The 26,809-nt window shown below is 63.0% G+C and carries 26 protein-coding genes and 1 other RNA gene; 17 read left to right on the top strand and 10 right to left on the bottom strand.

Features of this window, described 5'->3' with window-relative positions; translation table 11 throughout:
* Nucleotides 1-399 precede the first annotated feature (399 nt).
* Nucleotides 400-1,092, top strand: coding sequence for a Crp/Fnr family transcriptional regulator (locus tag AC1DUN_RS06445; protein WP_477713243.1), 693 nt, complete (start codon nt 400-402; stop codon nt 1,090-1,092).
* 203 nt (nt 1,093-1,295) lie between these two features.
* Nucleotides 1,296-1,838: a hypothetical protein gene (locus tag AC1DUN_RS06440; RefSeq protein WP_477713242.1), complete on the top strand. Its 543-nt coding sequence runs from the start codon at nt 1,296-1,298 to the stop codon at nt 1,836-1,838.
* Here AC1DUN_RS06440 and AC1DUN_RS06435 read toward each other — a convergent pair.
* Nucleotides 1,824-2,096, bottom strand: coding sequence for a hypothetical protein (locus tag AC1DUN_RS06435; RefSeq protein ID WP_477713241.1), 273 nt, complete (start codon nt 2,094-2,096; stop codon nt 1,824-1,826). The two genes, AC1DUN_RS06440 and AC1DUN_RS06435, sit on opposite strands and share 15 nt — an antisense overlap.
* A gap of 177 nt (nt 2,097-2,273) precedes the next feature.
* On the opposite strand from AC1DUN_RS06435, the gene AC1DUN_RS06430 reads away from it, so the two are divergent.
* Together AC1DUN_RS06430 and AC1DUN_RS06425 are read left to right on the top strand one after the other, a co-directional pair.
* Nucleotides 2,274-2,750: a low molecular weight protein-tyrosine-phosphatase gene (locus AC1DUN_RS06430; protein WP_477713240.1), complete on the top strand. Its 477-nt coding sequence runs from the start codon at nt 2,274-2,276 to the stop codon at nt 2,748-2,750.
* Nucleotides 2,751-2,929: 179 nt separating this feature from the next.
* Nucleotides 2,930-3,343: a GNAT family N-acetyltransferase gene (locus AC1DUN_RS06425; RefSeq protein WP_477713239.1), complete on the top strand. Its 414-nt coding sequence runs from the start codon at nt 2,930-2,932 to the stop codon at nt 3,341-3,343.
* A gap of 353 nt (nt 3,344-3,696) precedes the next feature.
* Here the strand turns inward: AC1DUN_RS06425 and AC1DUN_RS06420 are convergent, their stop codons facing one another.
* The 5 genes from AC1DUN_RS06420 to ffs all read right to left on the bottom strand — a co-directional run bounded on the left by AC1DUN_RS06420 (nt 3,697) and on the right by ffs (nt 8,090).
* Nucleotides 3,697-4,878 carry a DUF6161 domain-containing protein gene (locus AC1DUN_RS06420; RefSeq protein WP_477713238.1) on the bottom strand — a complete coding sequence of 394 codons (1,182 nt, stop codon included), beginning with the start codon at nt 4,876-4,878 and terminating at the stop codon, nt 3,697-3,699.
* Between the two features lie 197 nt (nt 4,879-5,075).
* Nucleotides 5,076-6,005 carry a hypothetical protein gene (locus AC1DUN_RS06415; protein ID WP_477713237.1) on the bottom strand — a complete coding sequence of 310 codons (930 nt, stop codon included), beginning with the start codon at nt 6,003-6,005 and terminating at the stop codon, nt 5,076-5,078.
* Nucleotides 6,006-6,144: 139 nt separating this feature from the next.
* A complete protein-coding gene (locus tag AC1DUN_RS06410) occupies nt 6,145-6,882 on the bottom strand; it encodes an Abi-alpha family protein (protein ID WP_477713236.1) in 738 nt (245 codons plus the stop codon).
* A 100-nt stretch (nt 6,883-6,982) separates the two neighbouring features.
* Nucleotides 6,983-7,831: a DUF3800 domain-containing protein gene (locus AC1DUN_RS06405; RefSeq protein ID WP_477713235.1), complete on the bottom strand. Its 849-nt coding sequence runs from the start codon at nt 7,829-7,831 to the stop codon at nt 6,983-6,985.
* 162 nt (nt 7,832-7,993) lie between these two features.
* An RNA gene (ffs, locus tag AC1DUN_RS06400) (signal recognition particle sRNA small type) lies at nt 7,994-8,090 on the bottom strand.
* Nucleotides 8,091-8,193: 103 nt separating this feature from the next.
* On the opposite strand from ffs, the gene dnaX reads away from it, so the two are divergent.
* The 8 genes from dnaX to AC1DUN_RS06360 all read left to right on the top strand — a co-directional run bounded on the left by dnaX (nt 8,194) and on the right by AC1DUN_RS06360 (nt 14,911).
* Nucleotides 8,194-10,038, top strand: a complete 1,845-nt coding sequence (gene dnaX, locus AC1DUN_RS06395; RefSeq protein ID WP_477713234.1) for a DNA polymerase III subunit gamma/tau — start codon at nt 8,194-8,196, stop codon at nt 10,036-10,038.
* 72 nt (nt 10,039-10,110) lie between these two features.
* The gene (locus AC1DUN_RS06390) at nt 10,111-10,434 is read left to right on the top strand and encodes a YbaB/EbfC family nucleoid-associated protein (protein WP_477713233.1); all 324 of its coding nucleotides are present in this window, start codon (nt 10,111-10,113) and stop codon (nt 10,432-10,434) included.
* A 15-nt stretch (nt 10,435-10,449) separates the two neighbouring features.
* Nucleotides 10,450-11,076, top strand: coding sequence for a recombination mediator RecR (gene recR / locus AC1DUN_RS06385; RefSeq protein WP_477713232.1), 627 nt, complete (start codon nt 10,450-10,452; stop codon nt 11,074-11,076).
* Between the two features lie 44 nt (nt 11,077-11,120).
* Nucleotides 11,121-11,534 (top strand): MAPEG family protein, encoded by a 414-nt coding sequence (locus AC1DUN_RS06380; protein WP_477713231.1) that lies wholly within the window; start codon nt 11,121-11,123, stop codon nt 11,532-11,534.
* Between the two features lie 136 nt (nt 11,535-11,670).
* Nucleotides 11,671-12,720 carry an ABC transporter substrate-binding protein gene (locus AC1DUN_RS06375; RefSeq protein WP_477713230.1) on the top strand — a complete coding sequence of 350 codons (1,050 nt, stop codon included), beginning with the start codon at nt 11,671-11,673 and terminating at the stop codon, nt 12,718-12,720.
* Nucleotides 12,721-12,923: 203 nt separating this feature from the next.
* Entirely contained in the window at nt 12,924-13,751 is an 828-nt protein-coding gene (locus AC1DUN_RS06370; RefSeq protein ID WP_477713229.1) for an ABC transporter ATP-binding protein, read from the top strand.
* 2 nt (nt 13,752-13,753) lie between these two features.
* A complete protein-coding gene (locus tag AC1DUN_RS06365; protein WP_477713228.1) occupies nt 13,754-14,593 on the top strand; it encodes an ABC transporter permease in 840 nt (279 codons plus the stop codon).
* 165 nt (nt 14,594-14,758) lie between these two features.
* Nucleotides 14,759-14,911 carry a DUF3096 domain-containing protein gene (locus AC1DUN_RS06360; protein WP_007871478.1) on the top strand — a complete coding sequence of 51 codons (153 nt, stop codon included), beginning with the start codon at nt 14,759-14,761 and terminating at the stop codon, nt 14,909-14,911.
* 25 nt (nt 14,912-14,936) lie between these two features.
* On the opposite strand, the gene AC1DUN_RS06355 is transcribed toward AC1DUN_RS06360, so the two are convergent.
* Together AC1DUN_RS06355 and gloB are read right to left on the bottom strand one after the other, a co-directional pair.
* Entirely contained in the window at nt 14,937-16,511 is a 1,575-nt protein-coding gene (locus AC1DUN_RS06355) for a transglycosylase SLT domain-containing protein (RefSeq protein WP_477713227.1), read from the bottom strand.
* The gene (gloB, locus tag AC1DUN_RS06350; protein ID WP_477713226.1) at nt 16,508-17,278 is read right to left on the bottom strand and encodes a hydroxyacylglutathione hydrolase; all 771 of its coding nucleotides are present in this window, start codon (nt 17,276-17,278) and stop codon (nt 16,508-16,510) included. The genes AC1DUN_RS06355 and gloB overlap by 4 nt, the downstream gene beginning before the upstream one ends.
* Nucleotides 17,279-17,309: 31 nt before the next feature.
* Here gloB and AC1DUN_RS06345 point away from each other — a divergent pair, with 31 nt between their 5' ends.
* From AC1DUN_RS06345 to AC1DUN_RS06325, 5 genes are all read left to right on the top strand, one after another.
* Entirely contained in the window at nt 17,310-18,128 is an 819-nt protein-coding gene (locus AC1DUN_RS06345; protein WP_477713225.1) for a class I SAM-dependent methyltransferase, read from the top strand.
* Between the two features lie 75 nt (nt 18,129-18,203).
* Nucleotides 18,204-18,686, top strand: coding sequence for a ribonuclease HI (gene rnhA, locus AC1DUN_RS06340; RefSeq protein ID WP_477713224.1), 483 nt, complete (start codon nt 18,204-18,206; stop codon nt 18,684-18,686).
* Nucleotides 18,687-18,950: 264 nt separating this feature from the next.
* On the top strand, nt 18,951-20,333 hold the full coding sequence (locus AC1DUN_RS06335) for an efflux RND transporter periplasmic adaptor subunit (RefSeq protein ID WP_477713223.1): 1,383 nt from the start codon (nt 18,951-18,953) through the stop codon (nt 20,331-20,333).
* A gap of 28 nt (nt 20,334-20,361) precedes the next feature.
* Nucleotides 20,362-23,535 carry an efflux RND transporter permease subunit gene (locus AC1DUN_RS06330; protein WP_477713222.1) on the top strand — a complete coding sequence of 1,058 codons (3,174 nt, stop codon included), beginning with the start codon at nt 20,362-20,364 and terminating at the stop codon, nt 23,533-23,535.
* Between the two features lie 57 nt (nt 23,536-23,592).
* Entirely contained in the window at nt 23,593-24,831 is a 1,239-nt protein-coding gene (locus AC1DUN_RS06325; RefSeq protein WP_477713221.1) for a hypothetical protein, read from the top strand.
* A gap of 29 nt (nt 24,832-24,860) precedes the next feature.
* Here AC1DUN_RS06325 and moeA read toward each other — a convergent pair whose 3' ends face one another.
* Both moeA and mobA read right to left on the bottom strand, forming a co-directional pair.
* Complete coding sequence (gene moeA, locus AC1DUN_RS06320; protein ID WP_477713220.1) at nt 24,861-26,165, bottom strand: molybdopterin molybdotransferase MoeA; 1,305 nt, start codon at nt 26,163-26,165, stop codon at nt 24,861-24,863.
* Nucleotides 26,162-26,809, bottom strand: coding sequence for a molybdenum cofactor guanylyltransferase MobA (gene mobA / locus AC1DUN_RS06315; RefSeq protein ID WP_477713219.1), 648 nt, complete (start codon nt 26,807-26,809; stop codon nt 26,162-26,164). Before mobA ends, moeA begins: the two co-directional genes overlap by 4 nt.

The raw sequence follows: 26,809 nt of genomic DNA, 5'->3' as shown, positions 1-26,809 counted from the left end.
GTGTTCGCTGGCACACGGTGCGATGTGCGGTGCATCGTGCATACTGGGGAACCGAATTGAACTGACGACAGTAGCGCGGCCTTGTCATTGGCCCGGCACATCCGGGATGTCCTAGAACCTGTTCACGGCCTAAACGGAGCCGCGTTAGGGTGCAATCGGGATGAGTGGGCCGGCCGGGAACGCCGCATGGGCTAATGCCCATGCAAGGGCCTGGGTGGCTCAATCGCCCGATTTCACCCCAACCCGGAGGGCAAGCGCCTTCTCGGGCGGTCTGCGGCGTTGCGGCGCTGGCCCATAGCGATGCTATGGGCTGGCGCACCGCGCCTTGCATCCCATCCCGAGAAGGTGCTTGCGCGGCGCCGTTTAGGCCGTGAACAGGTTCTTAACTGGAGAGCCATTTTGGCCCCTGTCGAAAACCACCTCATTGAGCTCCTTCCCCGCAAGGACCGCCTGCGCCTGCTGGCCGTCTGCGAGCCGGTAGAACTCGTGCTGGCCGAGGTGCTCTGTGAGCCCGGCAAACCCACGCGCCACGTCTACTTCCCCGTCGACAGCTTTATCTCGCTGGTGGCCCTGGTCGAAGGCAGCCCCGGTGTGGAAGTCGGCATGGTGGGCCGCGAAGGCATGCTGGGCGCGCAACTCGCACTGGGCGTCGTCACCGCGCCGCTGCATGCGGTGGTGCAGGGGGCCGGGGCATCCTGGCGAATCGGCACACCGGCCTTCCGGCTCCAGCTGGCACGCAGCCTGCCGCTGCAGCGCGGCATGAACCGTTATCTCTATGTGCTGATGGCGCAGCAGGCCGCTTCGGCCGCCTGCCTGCGCTTTCACCAGACCACCGAGCGCCTGGCCCGCTGGCTGCTGATGAGCCAGGACCGCGCGCATTCCGACCACTTCCACGTGACGCACGAATTCCTGGCCTATATGCTGGGCATGCGCCGGGTCGGCATCACGGCTGCCGCCAATACCTTGCAGCGCGGCGGCCTCATCGAATACCACCGCGGCGATGTGACGGTGCTGGACCGCCCCGGCCTGGAAGCCGCGACCTGCAGCTGCTACGCGACGGACCGCCAGACTTACGCCCAGCTGCTGCACTGACGCCTGTACTGGGAAAGGCCACTTTCCGCCGCGGCCTTCAAAACCTTTGCGCCACATGTGCGGCAGCGCACCGACGGGCAGGTTTAGACCTCCTACAAAGGACAAAGGTGATCGCCCAGCCCAATCCAACCGGGCCGGGTCGCATCGCATCACCCGCCCCTTGCCGCAGCGCCATGCGGCAGCCCTGTTTCGCGAGGTTTGTCATGATCCGACTTGCTTCCTCACCCGCCCCCAACCCCAAGCTGCTGGCACGCTCGGCCTTGGCCATGCTGAATTCAACCAGGTTCCTGACGGAGTCCCGGCGTGAGGTGCCCGGTGCCAGCGCCGCTGTGCTGGACGTCCTGCGCGACTGGGCCGCAGGCGACGGCGAGCGCGGCCACGATGCCCTTCTCGCTTCGCGCCGCGCGCGGCAGTTTGAGGCGCTCCTGCCCGACTACCCGCTGGACATCGCAATCACCGACTGGGATTTGCTGTTTCGCGCCGTCATGGTCAGGCTCATGCTCAGCGTCGGTGAAAAGCTCGCGGCCCCGCAAAGGTCGCAGGCCGGCGAGGCCGCGGAAATGGTCCAGTCCATCGTGCTGGAGTGCGTGGACGCCTTGCACCAGCTGCACCTGGCGCTGATGCAGGAACGCGCCGAGCGCGACCACCCTGCGGCCGTGGTGCCGGGGATGCAGGCCAGCCGGCCGGCCGCGCTCGATGGATCTTTCTTGCCGGGTGTGGGCGCGGGTGCGTCAGACGGGCTTTGACGCGACCGGCAAAACCCGGGGCCGAAAGCCTTCCAGGTGGGTGATGATCAGGTTCGTCACCTCCATCCCGCTCAGTGAACTTAGCGCAAAGAAGGCCGTGGAGCCCGCGTTGCCTGTTTGCGGGTCGTAGTGCTGCGACGGCACCTGCCGCAAATAACGCGCACGCGGCTTGCCGTCCTGCACCTCATACACCCGGGCGTCGTCGGCAAGTCCCACTTGCAGCCCGTGAAGCGGGCCCCCTATGCAGGTCATCAGCATGGCATTGTTGTCCTCTGTTCAGTGGACTGTATACGCATGGGGTGGCTGTGGCTATGGCCCTTTCGGCAGGCCCGGCGGCTCGGGTGAACGCGGGGCAGGGCGGAAAACCTGAAACCGCTCTGGTAGATTAGCCGCAGGGCCGGCCTCGCGGGGCAGTTTTCGGCCCACACCCCTCACATGAAACCTTATTCCGTCCTCTTTGTCTGCATGGGCAATATCTGCCGCAGCCCTACGGCCCATGGTGTGTTTCTGCACAAAGTCATGGCGCGTGGCCTTGGCGAAAAAGTGCAGGTCGACTCGGTCGGCACCCACAACTACCATCCCGGCAACCCGCCCGACGAACGCTCCCAGGCCCATGCATCGAAGCGGGGTTATGACCTCTCAGGCCTCAGAGCCCGGCAGATAGCGGAGGCGGATTTTGAGCGCCACGACTTGATTCTGGCCATGGACTGGGACAACCTGGCTTTGGTCCAGGACGAATGTCCCGCTGCGCATCTCCATAAAGTGCGCAGGCTCACGGAGTTTTGTTTAAAGCATGACAGCCCGGTCGTGCCCGATCCCTACTATGGCGGCAAGGACGGCTTTGAGCATGTGCTGGACCTGGTGGAGGATGCTTGCGAGGGGCTGATGCGCCACGTCGAGCAGCAGCTGTAGCGGATAAGGCCCCAAGAGGCCTCAGAAAAACCCCAGTCTTTTCGTCATCTAGTCCTTTTGCTGCGCTGGCTTGCATGTGCGTTACCCTCTGAAAGACGCTCACGCGTTGAAGTATGTTTGGATAAGTTGGATCACTTATCTTCAACATAAAATTTCTTGTTTACCCAGGGAACAACGTAGTGACATCAAGCCTTCCGATTTACGCCGTTGAAACAACGGTTTCTGTTGAAGAGTTTCGCGTGCTGCTGACGGAGTCGGGGCTGGGGGTGCGCAGGCCCGTGGATGAGCCCGAGCGACTTCAGGCCATGCTCAGGAATGCCAACCTGGTGGTGACAGCCAGAACAGACGGCGTTCTGGTGGGCATTGCCAGGTCGGTCACTGACTTTGCGTTTTGTTGTTACCTCTCTGATCTGGCGGTAAGCCGTCAGGCACAAGGCAAGGGCATAGGCGCTGGCTTGATTCAGGCAACACGCAAGCACTTAGGACCGAATGTGAGCCTGATCCTCAGTTCTGTTCCGGAATCGGTTGGGTTTTATGAAAGCATTGGCATGGCGCCTTTACCCAACGGTTTCTGGCAGCGGCGCGAGCGGTAACTTTGCTTCGTGTGGCGATTCAGCTAGGGCTCAGCGTGACCCAACTCGCGGAGTCTTCTGGGGCTCCTTCGGCCTCGACATCGCGACACGACAAGGCCTTGCGAGTGGCAAACCTCAGAGTGCCAGCATTACTAGTCGCTGGCTTCGAAAAAGATGACCGGACCAAAGCGGTGCTTCTAACCAATGATGGGCAACGCTCGGTAAGTAAGCTACTCGCATGCTTGGATGGACTTGTTCCCGAACGGAGTTTGCTGGGAGTGGATGAAGCCCAGAACTTTGGTCATGAGCGTCCTACGCGCAAGAGGTCTAAACGAATCGCATGGGAGCCCTTCAGGCCTATCTAAGTGGCCTCGTCAGTTCCTCTTGAACAACTCTGCAAGAGCGGAAAGGGGGATGCCCTCGTCCTTCACTATCCCATCGCCGGTAGGTCGGAAGATTGAATTAAGGATTTTGTCCAACGATTCTTCCTTGATTCCGCCACGTCTAACCAGCGCAAGGTAAGAAACAATCATCGTTTGACGTTCAGCGCTATCGAGCGACAAATGAATATGGCTCATCATGATGCGTAGGGTTGATCGCAGGATCAGTACGTAAACCAGCGTGGCTAGAGAGAAAGTGATGACCTGGAACCAGCTTGGGATTTGATTAAACCGTAACGGACCGAATATTTCCCAAGCCATCTCGTGCAGGACCCATGCACCACTCGCGGCACTAATGGAAAGTGCAATGCCAAGCCACAATACCCATTTCGTGTGACTACGATGTTTTGCTTTCCAGTAGCCGGCTGGTGCTTTGAGTGCGAGTTGGGACGTGAACTCTGCAGTGAAACGAGTCCATTCTTTATCCAAGGCCTCAGATTTTTCACTGAACTTCGCTTCCATTTCCTTCACTAGGTCTTCCGTTTTCCTAATTAATTCGGTGTCGGACGCTTTACGCTCGACCTCTCGAATCTCTTCAATTTTCTTAATGTCTTCCGCCAGGTCATTGATCTCGACTTGCGCATCCCGCGCCTCAGCTAGGGCGGCGGCGGCATCCTTAGAAGATTGCGTAGCTTGCTCACTTGCAACAGAGGCCCGTTCGCCGGGTTTCCAGCTGTTCTGAAAAGCCATTGCCTCCCCAATGCCTATGACCCAATCAGACTGTCCGCCGAAGGTGTCCGGAAAGGTTGGAATGAAACCAGCATCTTGCACAAGGTACGCCAACGCATACGCGGCTCGGATTGGATGAGCCTCCGAGAATTTCTGAATCCACCCGCGCAAGGCTGTCTTAGAGTGGGCTTGAGGGGTGAAGTCTAGGTAGAGCTGAAGATTACTTTTCGCCGACTCAAGGTCAGGCGGGGCTTGTGAAAGCTGAGTCTGGGCATTTCTTAATGGATGGATGACGCCATTCATGTAAGGGCTGACCAGCCCATGACCCTCGAAACGAACAAGCCAACTCCACGCAGCAAGTTCAGAAGTCACAAACTCCAAAACTTGTACTACGTTTACGAATGAATAGCGCGTGCCATCTTTTGCAACAAAATTGATCTTCGCCATCTTCTCATCCCCTTTTCATAGTCCGCGACCGAAGTTTTTTAGGAAGAATTTGTCAGCACTCCCTCGATGCTGAACGGCGCAATGCTCCCCCTTGGCCCTTCCAAGGCCCCCTTAGGCACATACAGATACTTCGCTGCCTCATTAAGGTGTCCCGGCCACATTGTTAGTGTTGCGTACCGAGGAATACCGGGAAGCTGTCACTGCCCGTACTTCATCCTGGCGGGAAAGGACTTCATAAAGTGCCAGGGCATTAACTCGAGGAACACAGGACCTAGGGAGAAGAAGCCCACAAGAATTCCAATTGTTCCGTAAAGCACAAAGCTGTAGTTTTCAGTACTTCCTAAGTAATAGAGACTGAGAAGATACGCTGCTGAGGGAGGGGCTGTGCACATTGATACCACCATGCTGCGGTAAATAAATGCGAAAACAGCATTGGATATAGGGATGTATCTTGCTCCGAACGTTTTTTTCCTGAACGTGGGAACCTCGATAACTGGATAGTTGTTTACGCTATGCGGAAAGACCTCCCAGATGCTTTTAGCTCTTGCAATTAACTGTGTTTCTCGATAGCGAGTCTGGTAGATGCTTGCATACCAAAGCATCATTAGGGGACCCAGCACGGCAACTAGAAGCAAAGATAGCTGCGACCACCTGAACTTAATGGTGGTACCTAGCAGTCCCACAGATGCCTTCTCTGGCAACTCCACTCCATAGAACTCAAAAGGAGCATCTATGGCCCCCCTTGCCTCCTGTCGGAGCTTCGCTATTATTTCTGCTGGTGAGGCCCTGAAACGTGTTTCGACAAGTCCTTCCAAGTATTTTTTGCAGTTCTGCTCTGATACGCCGCTTGGGATTCTAGGCACGTCCATCAGGGCGGCGGAAAGCGCTATCTTGTAGTAAATTCCCCACGCGTAATTGTTGCTGACAGGCCTAGCTCCCTCCCATTTTGCTTTCACATCAGCACTCTTCTCAAGGGCATAAGCACCTTCGTTAAGGCAGTTTGCACGCACCATTTCTTGTTGATTGTTTAACGCTAACGCAACGAACAGCAATAGTCCTGTTGCGAACGTCATTGGCGCGGTCAACAACATAAGTCGTTCATAACGGCGGCCCAGAGCTCCTGACATAGCGTCTCCCTTTGTTTTGTGCCAATTATCAATTGCTCGCCTGGAAGCGGGTGACGCCGTTGCCGCAGTTGCCTGAGATATGAAGACGAGTAGGCAGACAGTGATGAGGGTGCGGGATACTGTCGTGCCAGCATTACAACTATGATTCGCCGGACTTCGCGTCAGATCGCTTGCCTTGAAGCGTGCAGGCATCTATGAACGCACGTCCAAGCGGCAAGGTAACAAGGCAGCCCACGTCAAGGCGACCGCCTGAATATGCCAGACCAGTCGTGATGCAACCAAGGCGCATCAGATTTGCAAGCGACAAAATCACCTCCTCACTCATGGAATTGACGGCGGCGTCGGCCTTGTCAACAGCGGTGTCCATCACACGAGCGGAGGACGGCAGGTCTCCAGGCCACACATACGCGTGTATCGCGTCGGCAGGTATAGGGACTGCGAAAATCGCGATGAGATTCTGGATGTCAAGACTGGTCATGTCTTTCAACATGCTCACGAACATCGGCTGGACCTTTATGCCGCTGCTACCGTTAGCGGCGTTCACAAGCAAGTTCGCCCATCGGTCACGCAAGAACTCTTCATCCTCCATCGATCCCTCTTGGAGGATTGGGATGGCAAGCTTTAGCGGAAGTGGTCGGGAGGGATTGTCGAGGCCCACCTCAGCCATCTTGGCATTGGCTCGACTCATCAGGTCTACTTGCTGCTCCCATCTGACGTATTTGAGCTTGTCGGTCCAGATGCCCGCTGCTTGTTCTAACGGGCCTTGAATGAACTTGGCGATGAAACCGCCAGCTTCCCTTGCAGCATCAATGACCTTTGCAGATGTTTTTGCTATTTCCTGCGCTGCTTTGGCACTCTCGGATGCTGGGTCACTCATGTGTGTTCCTTGATGATTGTGTGACTTTCCGACTACGCGGGTGGAGACTGTTGCAACAGCTAGACGACGAAACGCCTCTTAAGGATGCGGCGCATTATTCCTAGTCATGCGCGAGCGACGGGTCATACTGCAGGTCGTACGGTAAGCATCTTGCATTTGAGTAGATGCGCAACAGGCCACGGTAAAAGGCATTCTGCGGCAAGGTCGTACCCGAATGGCTACAGGTAAACGCAACTATGTCAGCAAGTTGCACCATAAAACTCTCCGCATATGTGGTCACCTTTGGCTCTATTCTAAAAATGTGTCCTGGCGGGGCATTGATTCCGATGAACATCGAATAGTGATCGTGCGCTTTGCGTGCCTTACTTCCGATGAACTTGACTAGCGAATGCTCCGCTGAAACAAAGATGTCGCAATCTTTCGCTGAAGGCGAAGATTGCCCGGTCATGCTTATTGCCCACACATGAGAAGACAAACTTCCCAAAATCGCTTTGGGATCAATGCCACCGGAGGCTAGCCTATGAATTTTGTGAGGTGTCTGTTGCCCATTTCCATCGGTCAAGACAATCTGCTCACCATACTGGTCTTTATGTTGCCGGTAGTCTGTAATCGCGAAGCGGATCGCGACTTGGTTATGAGCCATTAATTCGAATGCCTCGTACAACAAGGACTCCACTAGTTCTTTGTCAAGAAAGTCAAAGCCACCTTTCTTTCGCCCTGTTGGAGAGCAAAGAAACCTGCAATGCAGTTCTTTTTCTCTTGGAATATTAAATTTGTCTTTGAGCGCGATTACCGCGGCTTCAAGAGCCGGTAAATTTTCACGTGGCGCAATGACGTAGGCGTAAGCAAGAACATCAAAATGCTGACTCTCATCCCCATATGCGACAAATGGTGCGGTCCCGGTTTGTCCCAGAGAAATGGTGATGGTTTCAGGCGTCTTTATCTCCATTGCCTGAGATTACGCCATTTGGCAGATCCTGAACCGACTGCCGCGCCGGCGCTATTAGCTGGCACATACGACCAAATTGATGAGTTGCCCGCAATACGGAGCTACGTAGGTAGTCCGCATTAGGTTAAAAACCCGCAAGAATCGCGGATTTGAGATGAATAAGGTGACGAGCCTTGACCCCGGCACTGGCTCCACAGTTAGGGCTGCTTGGTTCCCCACCTGACCCGGTTGGCCGCTTTACCATGCGGGAAGGCCCGTCACCTCCGATTGTAAGGGACTTGGGAATGACCCTTGTGTCCTGGGGAACATAGTCCGGCAAATGCCCCCGAAACACTGCCGTGGGCAATTTAGAATGCCTGGATATGTCCTATCTCGTTCTCGCCCGCAAATACCGCCCCAAAAATTTCTCTGAAATGGTGGGGCAGTCGCATGTGGTGCAGGCTTTGGGCAATGCGCTGGCGACCCAGCGTTTGCACCATGCTTACCTGTTTACCGGCACGCGGGGCGTGGGCAAGACGACGATCTCGCGCATCCTGGCCAAGTCGCTGAACTGCCTGGGCCCGGACGGGCAGGGCGGCATCACGGCCACGCCCTGCGGCGTGTGCCAGGCCTGCACCGACATCGACAGCGGTCGTTTTGTCGACTACACCGAGCTGGATGCCGCCTCCAACCGCGGTGTCGATGAAATCGCGCAGCTGCTCGAGCAGGCGGTTTACAAACCCGTGGTGGGCCGCTTCAAGGTCTTCATGATCGACGAAGTTCACATGCTCACGAACACGGCCTTCAACGCCATGCTCAAGACGCTGGAGGAGCCGCCGGAATACCTGAAGTTTGTGCTGGCCACGACCGACCCGCAGAAAGTGCCGGCCACGGTGCTGTCGCGCTGCCTGCAGTTCAACCTGCGGCCCATGGCGCCCGAGACGGTGCTCGAACATTTGACCCAGGTGCTGGGCGTGGAAAACGTGCCGGCCGAGCCGCAGGCCCTGCGCCTGTTGGCGCGCGCGGCGCGCGGCTCCATGCGCGACGCACTGTCGCTGACCGACCAGGCGATTGCCTTCGGCTCGGGTTCGCTCGAGGAAGCCAGCGTGCGCACCATGCTGGGCAGCGTGGACCGCAGCTATGTGTACCGCCTGCTGGACGCGCTGGCGCGCGGCGACGGCAAGACGGTGGTGGAAACCTCGGAGGCGCTGCGGCTTAACGGCCTGAGCGCGGCCTCCACGCTCGAAGAAATGACGACGGTGCTGCAGCGCATGGCGGTGCTGCAGGCCGTGCCGGAGATGGGGGAGGGCGGCGACGATGCCGACCCGGACGTTGCCGAGACGGCGCGGCTGGCGCGCGTGCTGCCGGCCGACGAGACCCAGCTGCTTTACAGCCTGTGCCTGCACGGCCGCGGCGAGCTGGGCCTGGCGCCCGACGAATACGCGGGCCTGACCATGGTGCTGCTGCGCCTGCTGGCCTTCAAGCCCTCGGCTTCGGCCGCTCCCAGCCATGCGGGGGGTGCCGCCGAGCCCGGAAAAAAGCCTCAGCCTGAGCTGACGCGGGCCGCTGCGCCCGCGCCGGCCCCGACTACTATGCCTATGGCTGCCGTCGCTGCGCCTGTAGCGCCGGCAGCACCGGCTGTCGAAAGAAGGCCGCCTGTGGCGCCTCCTGCGCCCGCCGCGCAAGCCGAGCGCGCCCAGCCCGCACCCCATTTCAGCGCCAGTGCCCCGGCCATGCCCGAGCCTGCGCCTATGCAGGCTGCGCCGCCACAGCCGCGCCCGCCGGCCAGCGCGCCTTCCACCACGCCCCCGCCGCTGGTCCCCGTGCCGCTGGGTGAAGCCTGGGGCCAGACGGTCAACCAGCTGGTCGCGGCCGAGGCCGTGGCGGCGCTGACGCGCGAGCTGGGCCTGCAGTCGGAGCTGCGCAGCCAGGACGGCAGCCTGTGGACGCTGCGCGTGGAGCGCGAATCGCTGAACCAGGCGGCCGCGCGCGAAAAGCTGCAGGCCGCGCTGCAAACCCATGTGGGCGACCCGGCCCTCAAGCTCGTGGTGGAGGTCGGCCCGGTCACCGACACCCCGGCGCGCCGCAATGGCGCCGCGGCCGCCGAGCGCCAGCGCGCGGCCGAAGAAATGATCCAGAACGACCCGCTGGTGCAGGACATGATGCGCGACTGGGGGGCGAAAATTGTCCCCGGCAGCATACGGCCGCTGGCGGCTAAATCGATATGATCAAAGACAGCTTGTAAGCACGCATTCCAACTCCCGACATTCCCCGATTTCACGATTCAAAAGGAAGATCCCATGTTTAACAAAGGACAACTCGCAGGCCTCATGAAGCAGGCGCAGGCCATGCAGGACAACATCAAGAAAGCCCAGGACGAACTGGCTTTTGTGGAAGTGACGGCCGAGGCCGGTTCCGGCCTGGTGAAGGTCACCATGACCTGCAAGCACGACGTCAAGCGCATCGAGATCGACCCCAGCCTGCTGGCCGAGGACAAGGACATGCTGGAAGACCTGGTGGCCGCGGCCTTTAACGCCGCCGTGCGCAAGGCCGAAGAAGTCAGCCAGGAAAAAATGGGCAAGCTGACCGCCGGCCTGCCACCCGGCATGAAACTGCCGTTTTAAGGGCTGCTGCCCTGAATGGCTGACTCCAATGCCCTTGAAGGCCTGACCCAGGCGCTGCGCAAGCTGCCGGGCGTGGGCGCCAAGTCGGCCGCGCGCATGGCTTTTCACCTGCTGCAGCACGACAAGCCCGGCGCCTTGCAGATCGCGCGCGCGCTGGAGCATGCGGTGGGCAGCGTGCGGCACTGCAGCCTGTGCAACACGCTGACCGAGCAGGCGCTTTGCAGCACCTGCGCGAACCCGCAGCGCGACCGCAGCAAGCTCTGCGTGGTGGAGACCCCGGCCGACCAGGCGGCGCTGGAGCGCACGCTGGCCTACAAGGGCCTGTACTTTGTGCTGATGGGCAAGCTGAGCCCGCTGGACGGCATTGGCCCGAATGACATAGGCCTGCAAAAGCTGTTCGACCGCGTGGTGCCCAAGGACGAGCGCGGCGAGGCGCTGCCGCCGGCCTCACGCGAGGTGCAGGAGGTGATCCTGGCGACCAACTTCACGGCCGAGGGCGAGGCCACGGCGCATGTGATTGCCCAGGCGCTTAAAAGCCGCGGCGTGCAGGTGACGCGCCTGGCGCGCGGCGTGCCGGTGGGCAGCGAACTGGAATACGTGGACCTGGGCACGATTGCCCATGCACTGGTGGACAGGCGCTGAGGGGCGCCCGCGACAACACAACAACATACGGAAGGAAAACCCACATGACATACGCACGTTTCACCATTGCCTACTGGTGTGTGCTGATCGCGGCGCTGTTGCCGATTGCCTGCGCGGCAATCGCCAAGTACGGCATGATGAGCACGCCCCGGCGCGACGGCGGCTTTGACAACCACAACCCGCGCGGCTGGCTGGCCAAGCAGACCGACTGGCGCGGCCGCGCCAACGCGGCGCAGCAGAACACCTTTGAGGCGCTGCCGTTTTTTTTCGCGGCCGTGATCATCGCGCACATGCTGCAGGCCGCGCAGACGCGGCTGGACATCATGGCGCTGCTGTTCGTCTTCCTGCGCATCGCCTACATCATGATGTACGTGGCCGACCTGGCCAAGGCGCGCTCGGCGGTCTGGGCCGTCGCGCTGTTTGTCAACATCCTGATCCTGCTTTCGGCTTACCGCTGAAGCATCTGCGCTACGCGCGGTAACCTTTGGTAACCGCAACGCCTGATTTTTGGTAAAAACCCGCACGGGATGTCCCCGATGCGGGCTTTTTTACGTCTCGATAAGCTTGTGCCATCCACAAGAAAAGAGGCTTTGCATGAACCGCCCACCCCTGATTTCCCGCCGCGGCTTTGCCGGCGGCGCCGCGCTGGCCGTGGCGACGCTGGCCATCCCGTCGCTGCGCGCCCAGCCCAAACTCGAAAAAAGCAAGATCGCGATTGCCGTCGGCGGCAAGGCCGCGTTTTATTACCTGCCGCTCACGATTTCCGAACAGCTGGGCTACTTCAAGGCCGAGGGCCTGGACATCGAGATCAGCGATTTCGCGGGCGGCGCGCGCGCGCTGCAGGCCGTGGTCGGCGGCTCGGCCGACGTGTGCTCGGGCGCGTTTGAGCACACCATCAACCTGCAGGCCAAGAACCAGATGTTCCAGGCCTTTGTGCTGCAGGGCAGGGCGCCGCAGATCGCCTTCGGCATCTCGACCAAGAACCTGCCCAACTACAAGTCGCTGGCCGACCTCAAGGGCAAAAGAATCGGCGTGTCGGCGCCGGGCTCGTCGACCAATATGATGGCCAACCTGGTGCTCTCGCGCGCCGGGCTCAAGCCCAGCGACGTGAGTTATATCGGCGTGGGCACGGCAGCCGGCGCGCTGACCGCGTTGCGCTCGGGCCAGATCGACGCCATGAGCAATACCGACCCGGTGATGACCATGCTGGAGCAAAAAGGCGAGGTCAAGATCATCAGCGACACGCGCACCCTCAAGGGCACGACGGAGGTGTTCGGCGGCTCCATGCCGGCGGGCTGCCTCTACGCGCCGCTGGAGTTTGTGCAAAAGCATCCCAACACCTGCCAGGCCATGGCCAATGCCATCGTGCACGGCCTCAAGTGGCTGCAGACCGCCGGCCCCGGCGACATTATCAAGACCGTGCCCGAAAGTTATTTGCTGGGCGACCGCGCGCTCTACCTGGCGTCCTTCAACAAGGTGCGCGAGTCGATCTCGCTGGACGGCATCATTCCCGACGACGGCGCGCGCACCGCGCTCAAGGCCCTGGCCAGCTTCGACCCCAGCATCAGGGCCGACAAGATAGATATCGCCAAGACCTACACCAACGAGTTTGCGCGCCGCGCGAAGGATCGCTTCAAGGCCTAGATATGAGCCCCCACGCTTTTCACTTCGCCTTCGGCTGCGTGTAATGCGCTGCCCCCCGAGGGGGCCGCTGCGCCTGCGGTCTGGCAAAGCCAGTCCCGCGGCCCCGGCTGGAGAAGATAGAGGTGCCGTCGCTGCGTTCGTTTGTTCTCCGATTCCTTCATCGCTGCCTGCCTCGCGCGGATGGCTTGCTGTAAGCTCCCGCCATGCCTGAATCCGCCACCGCCTGCGCCCTCGAGCTGATCGACATCAGCTGCACTTTCCGCTCACGCGACGACGCGGCCCAGCGCTACACCGCCGTCAGCAACACCACCTTGCGCATCAACGCGGGCGAGTTCGTCTCTGTCGTGGGGCCCACGGGCTGCGGCAAGTCCACGCTGCTCAATATAGGCGCGGGCCTGCTGCAGGCCTCGTCGGGCGAGGTCAAAGTCTTTGGCGCGCCGCTGGCCGGCATCAACACCCGCGCCGGTTATATGTTCCAGACCGAGGCCCTGATGCCCTGGCGCAGCGCGCTGGCCAATGTGATGATGGGCTTGCAGTACCGCGGTGTACCCGAAGCCGAAGCGCGCCGCCAGGCGCAGGGCTGGCTGGAGCGCGTGGGCCTGGCCGAGTTCGGCGACCGCTATCCGCACCAGCTCTCGGGCGGCATGCGCAAGCGCACCGCGCTGGCCCAGGTGCTGGCGCTGGACCCGGACATCATCCTGATGGACGAGCCCTTTAGCGCGCTGGACATCCAGACGCGCCAGCTCATGGAAAACGAAGTGCTGGCGCTCTGGGCCGCCAAAAAGAAGGCCGTGCTTTTTATCACCCACGACCTCGACGAGGCCATTGCCATGAGCGACCGCGTGGTCGTGCTCTCGGCCGGCCCGGGCACCCATCCCATCGGTGAATTCACCATCGACCTGCCGCGCCCGCGCGACGTGGCCGAGGTGCGCCATCACCCGCGTTTTGTCGAGCTGCACACACAGATCTGGAATGTGCTGCGCGATGAGGTGCTCAAGGGTTATGCGCAGCAATTGAAGAAGGCCGCCTGAGTATGTGGCGGCATTTCAAACCTTCCGAAAAAAACCTGCGCGCCTGGCAAGTGGGTTTGCTGGTCGTCATCCTGCTGGTCTGGCACGCCGCTTCGCGCAACCAGAAGACCGCGTTTTTCCTGGGCGAACCGATCAAGGTGGCGGGCCGGGTCTGGAGCTGGTTCATGCCTTTCGGCTTTGGCCCCAGCGCGCTGTTTCCCGAAGGACTGTCCGGCAATGCCGACATCTATTTGCACCTGGGCACCACCTTGCTGGAGACGGTGCTGGCCTTTGGCATAGGCACGGTGCTGGGCCTGGCCTGCGGCCTGTGGCTGGCGCTCGCGCCCACGGCCAGCGCCATCCTGGACCCTTACATCAAGGCCGCCAACTCCATGCCGCGCGTGATTCTTGCGCCCATCTTCTCACTGTGGCTGGGCCTGGGCATCTGGAGCAAGGTGGCGCTGGCCGTCACGCTGGTGTTTTTTATTGTGTTCTTCAATGTCTACCAGGGCGTGAAGGAGGTCAGCCCGGTGGTGCTGGCCAATGCCCGCATGCTGGGCGCCAACCAGCGCCAGCTGCTGCGCACCGTGTACCTGCCCAGCGCCACCAGCTGGGTGTTCTCCAGCCTGCACACCTCGGTGGGCCTGGCTTTTGTGGGCGCGGTGGTGGGTGAATACCTGGGCTCGGCGCGCGGCGTGGGCTACCTGATCTTGCAGGCCGAGGGCACCTTTGACGTCAACACCGTGTTCGCCGGCATTGTGGTGCTGACGGCCTTTGCGCTGGTGCTGGACGGCATTGTGGGCCGGCTCGAAAAACGCCTTATGAAGTGGCAGCCGCGCAGCGGCGAGACGGAAAAGCTCTGACGGAAAACCCTGGCGTTTTCCCCTGTACCGCAAACTTCCTGCCGTCCTACAGCGCCCGGCGGCGCACCTCCTTAGAGTCAAAACCGGGCTTGCCCCGTTCCATGCCCTCGCCGCCGCGTGAGGGCAGGCGGGCAGGCCGGCATCCAAAACTCCAAGGAAAACGCCATGAACCTCTCGCTCAGCATAGGGCCGCTGATGTCCCTGATCGCCGGCATCCTGATCCTGATCATCCCGCGCCTGCTCAACTACATCGTGGCCATCTACCTGATCGTCATCGGCCTGGTGGGCCTGTTCGGCGTGGGCACGCTCAAGCTGTAGCCGCCCGGGGCGTGAAAGCGCCGCCTTAGCGCTTTTTCGATTTCACGACAGGCTTGGCCGTGCCGCGCTTGACGGCCTTCACGCCGGCCTTTCCGCGGCCGTGGCTGGCCGAGGCGGCATGGCTTTTGACCGGCAGGAAGACCACCACCGGGTGGCCCAGCTTGAAGGCGCTGGAGGCGCTGACGTGGTTCCACTCGGCCACATTGGCGGCGCTCAGGCCGTAGCGCTTGGCGATGGTCGCCACCGATTCGCCCTTGCGGGCTTTCACGGTGGTGCGGCGCGTGACGACTTCGGGCGCGAAGGACACCTGGGCGGTGTCGGCCACATGCGGGGTGACGTCGGTCTCGACCTTGGCCGAACGCGGCACCAGCAGGGTGGAGCCGGCCTTGATCAGCATGCGCGGCGGTATGTTGTTGACGCCGCGCAGGTCGGTCTCGCTCATGCCGGTGCGGCGCGCCGCCTCGCCCGGGCTCATGGTGCTGGGCGCGGTCCAGGCCGTCCAGCTTGCGTACTGGCCCTGGCTGTAGGCCTCGAAGTTGCGCTGGAACACCGTGGCGTTGTCCCAGGGCAGCAGGATTTGCGGCGTGCCGGCGGCGATGATGACGGGGCGGTGCGCCGAGGGGTTGAGCGCCTTGAAGTCCTCGATCTTGACGTCGGCCAGGCGCGCGGCCAGGGCCACATCGATGTCGCGCGTGATCAGCACCTGCTGGAAGTAGGGATGGTTTTCGATCAGCGGCAGCTCGGTGCGAAAGGCCTGCGGGTTGGCGACGATGTTCTTGACGGCCTGCAGCTTGGGCACATAGAGCCGGGTTTCGGCCGGCATGTTGAGGTCGGCGTAGCTGGTACCCAGGCCGGCCCGCTGGTTTTTGGCGATGGCGCGGGCCACGCTGCCTTCGCCCCAGTTGTAGGCGGCCAGCGCCAGGTGCCAGTCGCCGAACATGCCGTAGAGTTTTTGCAGATAGTCGAGCGCGGCGCGGGTGGAAGCCAGCACGTCGCGGCGGTCGTCGCGGAAGGCGTTTTGCTTCAGGTCGAAATACTTGCCGGTGGCCGGCATGAACTGCCACATGCCGGCGGCCTTGGCGCTGGAGACGGCCTGCGGGTTGAAGGCGCTTTCGATGAAAGGCAGCAGGGCCAGCTCGGTGGGCATCTGGCGGCGCTCGAGTTCCTCAACAATGTGGAACAGGTATTTGCTGGAGCGCTCGGTCATGCGCTGGATGTAGTCGGGCCGGCTGGCATACCACTGCTCGCGGTCGGTCACCAGCTCGTTTTGCAGGTCGGGCATGGCAAAGCCGCGGCGTATGCGGTCCCAAAGCTCCTTGGGCGGCTCGGTCGAAGCGATCTGGCGCGAGCCGGCCTGGCCGGGTGTAATGGCCTGCAGCGGGCCGCTGGGCAGCAGCGGCTTGGCGGCCGGCGCGCCGCCGGTGGTCAGCACCGGGTCGCTGGGCAGGCCGGGCGCCCGCGTGGCGCAGCCCGCGAGCAGCGCCGCCGCCAGCAGCAGGGCCAGCGACACAAGGCGAAAAAGTGGGGAAGAGAAAGAATTCGAAGGGCCGGAAAAGCTCGAAACAGCGGCGACTGCAGTGGTGCGGGGGTGTGGCGTCATTTGAATTGGTTTTTCCACTGCCGGATGGCGGCAAATACGGTGGTGTCGTCATGGGCCGACGCATCAAAGTGCCGGGCAGCCTGCATGATAGTGGCTTGCCGGGTTCGCAAAAAGGGGTTAACCAGCAATTCCTGCGCGATAGAGCTCGGCAGGGTGGGCACGCCTTGCTCGCGCAGGTGGATGCATTTGGCCTGGTAGGCCGCCAGTTCCGCGTTGCCGGGCTCCACGGCCATGGCAAAGCGCAGGTTGGACAGCGTGTATTCATGGGTGCAGCAGACCACGGTGTTGCCGGGCAGGGCGGCGAGCTTGTCGAGCGAGGCCAGCATCTGCGCCGGCGTGCCTTCAAACAAACGTCCGCAGCCGCCCGAGAACAGCGTGTCGCCGCAGAACAGCAAAGGCTTGCCGTTCACCTCGGGTGCGTAATAAGCGATGTGGCCGGCGGTGTGGCCCGGCACGTCCATCACCTGGAATTCAAGGCCGAGGGCGCGCGCGGTGTCACCGCCCTTGAGGTGCGTATAAGGCTGTGGAATGCGCTCGGTGGCCGGGCCCCAGACCTGGGCGCCGGTTGCTTCGCGCAGGGCGTCCACACCGCCCGTGTGGTCCGCATGGTGGTGCGTGACTAGAATCGACTCCAGTTGCAATGCGTGCTCATCCAGGGCGCGCTGCACCGGCCCGGCATCTCCCGGGTCCACGACCAGGGCGCGCTTGCCGTCATGCAACAACCAGAGGTAGTTGTCATTGAAGGCGGGGATGGGGATCAAATACATGCGGTGGTTTCGATGAACATGCGGTATCTCGATGGGCTCTGAAATTATAGGTTTGACGGACTGGCTGGCGACGCCGCCTGGCGCTTACCTGCTGGACTGGGAGCGCGCGCATTTCGACCAGGCCGTCAGCGACGTCTTCGGCTACCACGCCCTGCAACTGGGTCTGCCGGAACTCGATGCGCTGCAGGCCAATCGCATGCCGCACAAATGGCTGGCGCTGGAGTCCGCGCCTTCCTCGCCCGCGCACGCTGATGGTGCGACCGGCGCCCCCGCGGCAAGTTCCCGGCGCGCGGCCTTGCTGACCGACTCGGGCGCGCTGCCGTTTCCGGAAAGCAGCCTGGACCTGGTGGTGCTGCCGCACACGCTGGAGCTCAGCCGCGACCCGCATGCCACCCTGCGCGAGGTCAGCCGGGTGCTGGTGCCCGAGGGCCGCGTGGTGATCAGCGGGCTCAATCCCACCAGCCTCTGGGGCCTGCGCCAGCGGCGTGGCCACCTGTACCAGCGCTGGGGTTATGACAGCCTATTCCTGCCCAGGACCGGCGAGTTCATCGGCTACTGGCGGCTGCGCGACTGGCTGAGGCTGCTGGACTTTGAGGTAGAGTCGGGGCGCTTCGGCTGCTACCGCCCGGCGCTGACCAGCCAGGCCTGGCTGGACCGCTTCGAATGGATGGACGCGGCGGGCGCGCGCTGGTGGCCCATCTTCGGCGCCGTGTACTTTCTCGCGGCGATCAAGCGTGTGCGCGGTGTGCGGCTGCTGGAGCCTGCCTGGAAGGCGCGCAAGGCCCCGGCCGCTGCACCGGCCGCGGTGGCCAACAAGGAGCCGGCCGTGCGGCTGCGGCCGCCGGTTTGAGCGGGTCCTTCTTCTTTCTTTTCAACCGCCGGGTGCTGTAGGGCCCGGTATTTTTTCATAAGCAGCAAGCAACGCATGACCGATTTATCCACCAGTCCCGCCGCTACGTCACAGCCCGTCGTGATCTACACCGACGGCGCATGTAAGGGTAATCCCGGCCCCGGCGGCTGGGGTGTGCTGCTGTCCCAGGGCGGCACCCAGAAAGAACTGTTCGGCGGCGAGCTGGGCACCACCAACAACCGCATGGAAATGACGGCCGTCATCGAGGCCCTGGCGGCGCTCAAGCGGCCCTGCAGCGTGACGCTGTACCTCGACAGCGAGTACGTGCGCAAGGGCATCACCGAGTGGATCCACGGCTGGAAGGCCAGAGGCTGGCGCACGGCGGCCAAGGCCCCCGTCAAAAATGTGGACCTGTGGCAGCGCCTGGACGCGCTGGTGAGCAGCAGCGGCCACAAGATCGACTGGCGCTGGGTCAAGGGCCATGCCGGCGACCCCGGCAACGAGCGCGCCGACGCGCTGGCCAACAAGGGCGTGGAACGCGCGCTGGGCCGCTTGTAACAAGCGCCCGGGTGGGCTGCGGGCGGCGGCGGGAACATGCGCGAAAAAACGCGACCCAAGCAGGGATGGCCGGCGCCAATGCCCGCGCGCCGGCATGCACCATAAGCGTACGTAGCATCCGGCCCACGGCGGCCGCCGGCCTTTGGTAAAGCCGTTGTAAAGCTACCGCGCTTGCCCCTGGCAAGGGCGAGAAAAGGCTGCGCGCGCCATGCTGTCCTGCTACATTGGAAGTTTGTATCTCTTTGTATTACAAGTTTCTTCCCCATGGCATCCAAAGCACTCTACACAGCTGTCGCCGTTGCGGGCATTGCGGTCGCATCAGGCGCTGCCTGGTGGCTCCAGAAACCCAAGGCGCCGGATGCCGCGGGCACCGCACCTTCAGCTTCCGGCAACAGCAACGGCAATGGCGCCAATTCGGGGAAACCGGTCACGGTGGAAGCCGCCAAAGTGGAACTGGCCCGGCTGTCGGACGACACGCAGGCCGTGGGCAGCCTGCGTTCACGCCGCGGCGTGGTCTTGCGGCCCGAGGTCAGCGGGCGCATCACCCAGCTCAATTTCACCGACGGCCAGCGCGTGCGCAAAGGCCAGGTGCTGGTGCAGTTCGACGACCAGCTGCCGCTGGCCCAGGTGCAGCAAAGCCAGGCTGAACTCTCCATCGCCCGGGCCAACCAGAAACGCAACCAGGAATTGGTGGCGCAGAACTTCATCAGCCAGCGCTCCCTCGATGAAAGCGCGGCCAACCTGCAGGTGGCCGAAGCCAAGCTGTCGCTGGCCAAGGCCACGGCGGCGCGCCTGAAAATCCTCGCACCCTTTGACGGCATTGCCGGCATACGCCAGGTCAACGTGGGCGACTACCTCAAGGACGGCGCGGACATCGTCAACATCGAGGACATCGAGGCGATTTTTGTCGACTTCCGCCTGCCCGAGCGCTTCCAGAACAAGGTCAAACGCGGGCAGACGGCCATGCTCGACATCGACGCCTTGCCCGGCCGCAAGTACAACGCGCAGATCCAGGCCATAGATCCCTTGATCGACGCCAACGGCCGCTCCATAGGCGTGCGCGGCTGCATAGACAACCGCCAGCTGCAGCTGCGCCCCGGCATGTTCGCCCGTGTCAACGCCGTCTTCGGCGTGCGCGAGAACGCCCGCGTGGTGCCCGAGGAGGCCATTGTTCCGCAGGGCGGACGGCAGTTCGTCATCAAGCTGCTGGAAGGCCCGAACGAGCAGACCCGCACGACCAAGCGCGTGGAGGTCAAGGTCGGCCTGCGCAGCCCGGGCAAGGTCGAGATTGTTGAAGGCCTGGAGGCCGGTGACACCGTGGTCTCGGCCGGCCAGCAGCGCGTGCAGCGCGACGGCACGCTGGTCACCGTGGTGGACCTGGCCGCGGGTGCTTCGGCCCGCGCGGGCAATGCAAAAGCCGCGGCCCCGGCCGCGGGCGCTTCAGCCCCCGCCGCCACGCCCGCCGTCAATGCAGCACCTGCCCCGGTGAAAGCCGCCGCGGCGGAGCCCGCGGCCCAGGCGCCGCTGTCCGGCCCCAACCCCTGCGGAGTCGTTGTGTCCGAGGCCCCGCGGGGCCTGGTGCCGGTGCGCAGCCTGAGCCCGGCCGAGCGCATTCCCGCGGGCCCGCCGGCGCGCGACCCCACCTGAGCGGCCGTCCCGGTTTCCATAAATCCCCATGCAACTCGCTGAAGTTTCCATACGCCGCCCGGTCTTTGCCACCGTGCTGTCCCTGCTGATCGTGCTGATAGGGGCGGTCAGTTTCAACCGCCTGTCCGTGCGCGAGTACCCCAAGATCGACGAGCCCGTGGTGACCGTCAGCGTGCGCTACGCCGGCGCGTCGGCCGAGGTGATCGAGTCGCAGGTCACCAAGCCGCTGGAAGACTCCATCGCCGGCATCGACGCGGTGGACGTGATCACCTCCATCAGCCGGGCCGACCAGGCCCAGATCAGCGTGCGCTTTCGCCTTGAAAAAGACGCCGACTCGGCCGCCGCCGAGGTGCGCGACCGCACCTCGCGCGTGCGCAACCGCCTGCCGCAGGCGATTGAAGAGCCGGTGATCGCCAAGGTCGAGGCCGACGCTTTCCCGGTCATCCAGGTGGCTTTTTCCAGCGACTCGCTGACGCCGCTGCAGATCAACGACCTGGTCAACCGCATCGTCAAGCCGCGCCTGCAGACCGTGACCGGCGTGGCCGACGTGCGCATCTTCGGCGAGCGCAAGTACGCCATGCGCATCTGGCTGGACACCGACAAGCTCGCCTCTTACAAGCTGACCACGCAGGACGTGGAGGACGCCATCAGCCGCAGCAACCTGGAGCTGCCGGCCGGCCGCATCGAGTCGCAACAGCGCGAATTCAGCGTGACCTCGCAGACCGACCTGGTCAGGCCCGCGCAGTTCCGCGAGATCGTCATCAAGAACGTCAACGGCTTTTCGGTCAAGGTGCGCGACGTGGCCCGGGTGGAAGAGGGCGCCGCCGACGAACGCACGGCGGTCAGGCTCAACGGCCGCTCGGCCGTGGCGGTCGGCGTCATCCGCCAGGCCACGGCCAACCCGCTGGATTTGTCCAAGGGCGTGCGCGAAGTTTTCCCCAAGCTCAAGGCCGACCTGCCGGCCGACATGCTGATCGACGTCGCCAACGACAACTCGGTGTTCATCGACCGCTCGGTCAACAATGTGTACCACACCATCGCCGAGGCCATCGTGCTGGTGGCCCTGGTGATTTTTGTGTTCCTGCGCACGCTGCGCGCCTCCATCATCCCCATCGTCACCATTCCGGTGAGCCTGATAGGCACCTTCGCGATGATGGCCCTGGCGGGCTTCACCATCAACACGCTGACCCTGCTGGCGCTGGTGCTGGCCATCGGCCTGGTGGTGGACGACGCCATCGTGATGCTGGAAAACATCTTCCGCCACATCGAGGAGGGCATGGACCCATTCTCGGCCGGCATCAAGGGCGCGCGCGAGATCGGTTTTGCCGTGGTCACCATGACGGCTACGCTGGTGGCCGTGTACGCGCCGCTGGCCTTCACGCCGGGCCGCACCGGGCGCCTCTTCGTGGAGTTCGCGCTGGCGCTGGCCGGCGCGGTGGTGGTGTCGGGCTTTGTCGCGCTGACGCTCACGCCCATGATGTGCACCCAGCTGCTCAAGCACAATCCCAAGCCCAACCGTTTTGACCGCTACATGGAGCGGGCCCTGACCGCGATTTCCGACCGTTACGGCGCGGTGCTGCGCTGGGTGGTTACCACGCGCTATGTGCCGGAGGTGGACGAGGGCAGCCGGCCCTCGCTGGCCCAGCGGCTCAAGGGCATGGCACTGCAGGCGCGCTGGATCGTGATCGGCGTGATGCTGCTGAGCGCCCTGGCCATCGCGCTGGTGTTCCCGGGCATGAAGCAGGAGCTGTCGCCGATCGAGGACCGCGGGGTGATCCTGGCCAACGTCAACGCGCCGGACGGCGCGACGCTGGACTACACCAACCGCTATGCGAAGGCGCTCGAGAAGATGGGCGAGCCCTTCCCCGAGTTCGACCGGATTTTCGCCAACGTGGGCAACCCCACGGTGGCCCAGGCCAGCGTGGTCTACCGCACGGTCGACTGGGACAAGCGCGAGCGCTCCACCCTGGACATGGCGCGCGAGCTGCAGCCCAAGTTCAACGCGCTGCCGGGCGTGACTGCCTTTCCGATCACGCCGCCCTCGCTGGGCCAGGGCTTTCGCGAGCGGCCGCTCAATTTTGTGATCCAGACCTCCGACAGCTACCAGAACCTGAACACCGTGGTGCGCCAGATGCTGGAGGAGATCGCCAAAAACCCCGGCATCGTCTCGCCCGACGTGGACCTGCGGCTGAACAAACCCGAGCTGCGCATCGAGGTCGAGCGCGACAAGGCGGCCGACCTGGGCGTCAGCGTGCAGGTGATCGCCAAGGCCATCGAGACCCTGCTGGGTGGGCGCAACGTGACGCGCTACAAGCGCGATGCCGAGCAGTACGACGTGATCGTGCAGACCGAGGCCAGCGGCCGTATCACGCCCGAGAACATAGACCGTATTTATGTGCGCGGCCGCAATGACGCGATGATTCCGCTGTCGGCGCTGGTGAAGATGCGCGAAAGCGTCTCGCCGCGCGAACTCAACCACTTCGGCCAGCGCCGCTCGGTCTCCATCACGGCCAGCCTGGCCAGCGACTACTCGCTGGGCGAGGCGCTCAAATTCATGGACCAGACCGCCACCAAGGTGCTGAAAACCGGTTACAGCACCGACCTCAACGGCACCTCGCGCGAGTTCAGGAGCTCCCAGGGCGCGCTAGCCATCGTTTTTGTGCTCGCGCTGCTGTTTATTTTCCTGGTGCTATCGGCGCAGTTCGAAAGCTTTATCGACCCGCTGGTCATCATGCTCTCGGTGCCGCTGTCCATGATAGGGGCCTTGCTCGCGCTCAAATGGTCGGGCGGCTCGCTCAATGTGTATTCGCAGATCGGCCTGATCACGCTGGTGGGCCTGATCACCAAGCACGGCATCCTGATCGTCGAGTTCACCAACCAGCTGCGCGGCCAGGGGCTTGAGATGATAGACGCGCTGGTCAAGGCGTCGGCTCAGCGCCTGCGCCCCATCATGATGACCACCGGCGCCATGGTGCTGGGCGCCTTGCCACTGGCCCTGGCCAAGGGCGCGGGTGCCGAAAGCCGCATCCAGATCGGCTGGGTCATCGTCGGCGGCATGTCCCTGGGCACCTTGCTCACCGTGTTTGTGGTGCCCACCATGTACACGCTGTTTGCCCGAAAGGCCATTCCGGGAGCCAACAAGGCCGTCGCCAAGGAAGAGCCGGATGCGCACCTTGAGCACCCGGAGTACGTGGCGAAATGACCGGAAGGCGCCGCGTAGTCCTGGCCGGGTTCCCGGCATGGCGGTGAGAACGCCGTTTTGACCGCAACCCGCACGGGCCGGATCCGTACCACTGCTTCTTTCCTGGTTGCACTCCTGCTCGCAGCGGCCCATACGGCTTACGCGCAAGCCCAGGAGGCGCCGGAGGCCGGGACCTATGGTGTGCAGTTCCTCTGCTCACCGTCCCAGCTGGCGCAGCTCAGCCCCAAGATGTTTCGTTACCTCCAGCGCCTCGGCATTCCGGCCCGCCTGGTGAAGGAGACCGTCGATAAGCCCCGGGGTGCCATGACCTATTCCCTGCTGGGCTCGGGCACGGCCGTGAGCACCCTGTTTCTGGCTCAACGCACTGAGCTGGCGATCAGGGACGAGGTGCTGCTGATGCCGGTGAAAAACAACAAGACGCGCAAGCTCAGGACGGTTTCCCAAAAAGAGATCCTGCTGGCCTTGCTGCACCCGGGCCGCTTGACCGAATTCAAGGGAAAGGCCTGCGATGTGCAGGCCCTGGCCGACCATGTCGGCATTCGCCAGAACACCGTGGCCTGGGCCGAGGTGCTGGAATGGGGCTGGCCCGAAGGCGGCCCCGCCAAATGGAATGCCCGCTATTGGGCCAATGGAACGCCCAGGCTACGTACCCCTTTGCACAAAGCCCTGAATGACATGTTTTTTGAGCAGGGAAAATACGACATAGGCTGCTACGCCGCGACCAAGGTGGTGTTTGCGCAAGGCGCGTTGGATTACTTTCGCCGCGTCAAAAGGGATGCCGGCAAGGCACGCGGCGTGGAGCAGCGGCTATTGGCCGATGGGGAGCCCCTGGTTGACCTGGAGCCCGGCCGCATGTGGAGCTTTGAAGTTGATTTTGATCCGCTGGAACTTGAGCGGCCGGGCAAGGTTTTGCGCATGGTGGGCGATGTTGCCCCCGGCAACTTTGTTCCGGGCGATTGGGTGTATTTCCTGAACACCGATGTGCGCACCAGCCAGAAAACAGGGTACGAGGGCTCCAACGCCATCTACCTGGGAGGCAACCGGTTTGACGACTATTACAACGACAACGACCACCACTACACCTACCTGGAAAAACTCGGTGAGGTCTATCAGTGGCGCCACGACGTTTTCAGCCGGCACCGCGACGCCGAAAAAATACAGCACCTGGGCGCGCAGGACTATGAGCGCCTGAACGCCACGCCCGAAAAGGGCGGCTTGCTGATGGGTTTTCGGGTCGTGCCCTATTTTTTCGGCTACGAAGACTTGCCCCCGCTACCAGCTTCCCGCAACGACTGAGGCCTGTCGGCGGCGCGCATCTGATGGATTTACAGGACGCCCTCAAACATCAGCACATCGACTTCATCACCCACGGCCACATTGCCTTGCGCGTGGTGCAGCACGATCAAGCCGTTGGCCTCGGCCATGGAGCGCAGCACACCCGAGCCCTGGCTGCCCGTGGTCTTGACCTGCAGCGAGCCGTCGGCCGCGGTGGAGACCCAGCCGCGCTGGTATTCGGTGCGGCCGGCTTTTTTGCGCATGGACTCCAGGCTGCGGGCCTTGAGCAGCGGCGGTTGCGCGGCGCCGGCGCCCATCATCTGCAGCAGCGCGGGGCGCACAAAGGCCAGAAAGGTCACCATCACGGCGACCGGGTTGCCGGGCAGCCCGAACAGGATCGCGCCGTTGGGGTTGCAGGAGGTGCCCTGCGCTGGGGGCGGTATGCGCCCCACGGCCATAGGCCGGCCGGGCCGCATGGCGATGCGCCAGAAGGCCACGTCGCCGAGTTTTTTCATCATGGCCTTGGTGAAGTCGGCCTCGCCTACGCTGACACCGCCCGAAGTGATGATGGCATCGGCCCGCGCGGCGGCCTCGGTGAAAGCCGCCTCGAGCAGGGCCGGCTCGTCGCGCACCACGCCCATGTCGATGACTTCGCAGCCCAGGCGGCTCAGCATGCCGAAGACGGTGTAGCGGTTGCTGTCGTAGACAGCGCCTTCACGCGGCGCTTCGCCGAGCGAAAGAATCTCATCGCCGGTGGAAAAGTAAGCCACACGCAGCGGCCGCCAGACGGGCAGGGTGGGCAAGCCCAGGGAGGCGGCCAGGCCCAGCCGGGCCGGCGTGAGGGTATCGCCCTTGCGCAGCGCCGGCAGCCCTTGCGCCAGGTCCTCGCCGCGCAGGCGGCGGTTGTCGCCGGCGCGCAGCAGGCCGGGCGGGATGCTGATGCTGCCGTCCGGATGCTGCTTGACGAATTCCTGCGGCACCACGGTGTCCAGGCCGGAGGGCATGATGGCGCCGGTCATGATCTTCACGCACTGGCCGGTTTGCACGCTGCCTTGCCAGGCTTTGCCGGCCAGCGCCGTGCCGTCGGCGACCCGCAGTTCCAGCGCCGTGCCGGCGGCCAGCTGGCTGCCGTCAAAGGCAAAGCCGTCCATGGCCGAGTTGTCATGGGGCGGCACGTCAAAGGGCGAAACCACGTCCTCGGCCAGCACGCGGCCCAGGGCTTCAAACAGCGGCAGCTTGATCGCGTCCTGGACGGGCACCACCAAACGGGAGAGGAAATCCAGCACCTGGCCGGCCGACAGGGCTTGCGGGTCGTAGCCCTGCAGTTCGGCCGCGATCTGGTCCAGTGTCTTCACGGCAGGCGCGATTCGAGCTGGTGCAGCTCGGCCAGGGTGTTGGCGTTGAAAAAACCGTGCGCGTCGTCGCCGGGCTGGTCAAAGGGCACGGACACGGTTTTGTGCTGGGCCGTCCAGGCGTCTATCTTGCGGCCGCCGCCATGGGTGAAGCGCACCAGGCTTTCGAGCATGTGGGTGCCCATCAGGCAAAACACCGGCTGCGGCCTGAGCTGGCCGTCTTCCTCGGGTGCGGCGGCCACGGCGAAGTCGGCACCGCTCCGCACATAGGCCTCGGCCATGCGCGCCACCAGGTCCTCGGGGAACAGCGGCGTGTCGCAAGGCACGGTGAGCAGGTAAGGCGTCTCGCAGCGCTCCAGGCCGGTGAGAAAGCCCGCCAGCGGCCCGGCGAATTCGCCCAGGCCGGTGCTGTCGGGCCAGACCGGCACGCCGAAGGCTTCATAGGCGGCCAGGTTGCGGTTGGCGTTGATCATGACCTCGCCGACCTGGGGCGAGAGCCGCATCAGCGTGTGCAGGGCCAGCGGCACGCCGTTGAAATTCTGCAGGCCCTTGTCGACGCCGCCCATGCGCGAACCCCGCCCGCCGGCCAGGATCAGGCCGGTGATGGCTTCGGCATGCAGCGAGCTGTTGTGGCTGTTGCTTGTCAT

The sequence above is a fragment of the Polaromonas sp. P4_F6 genome, assembly GCF_056401275.1.
Note: the sequence above shows the minus strand (reverse complement) of the source record. Positions and strands in the feature narration are given on the sequence as shown.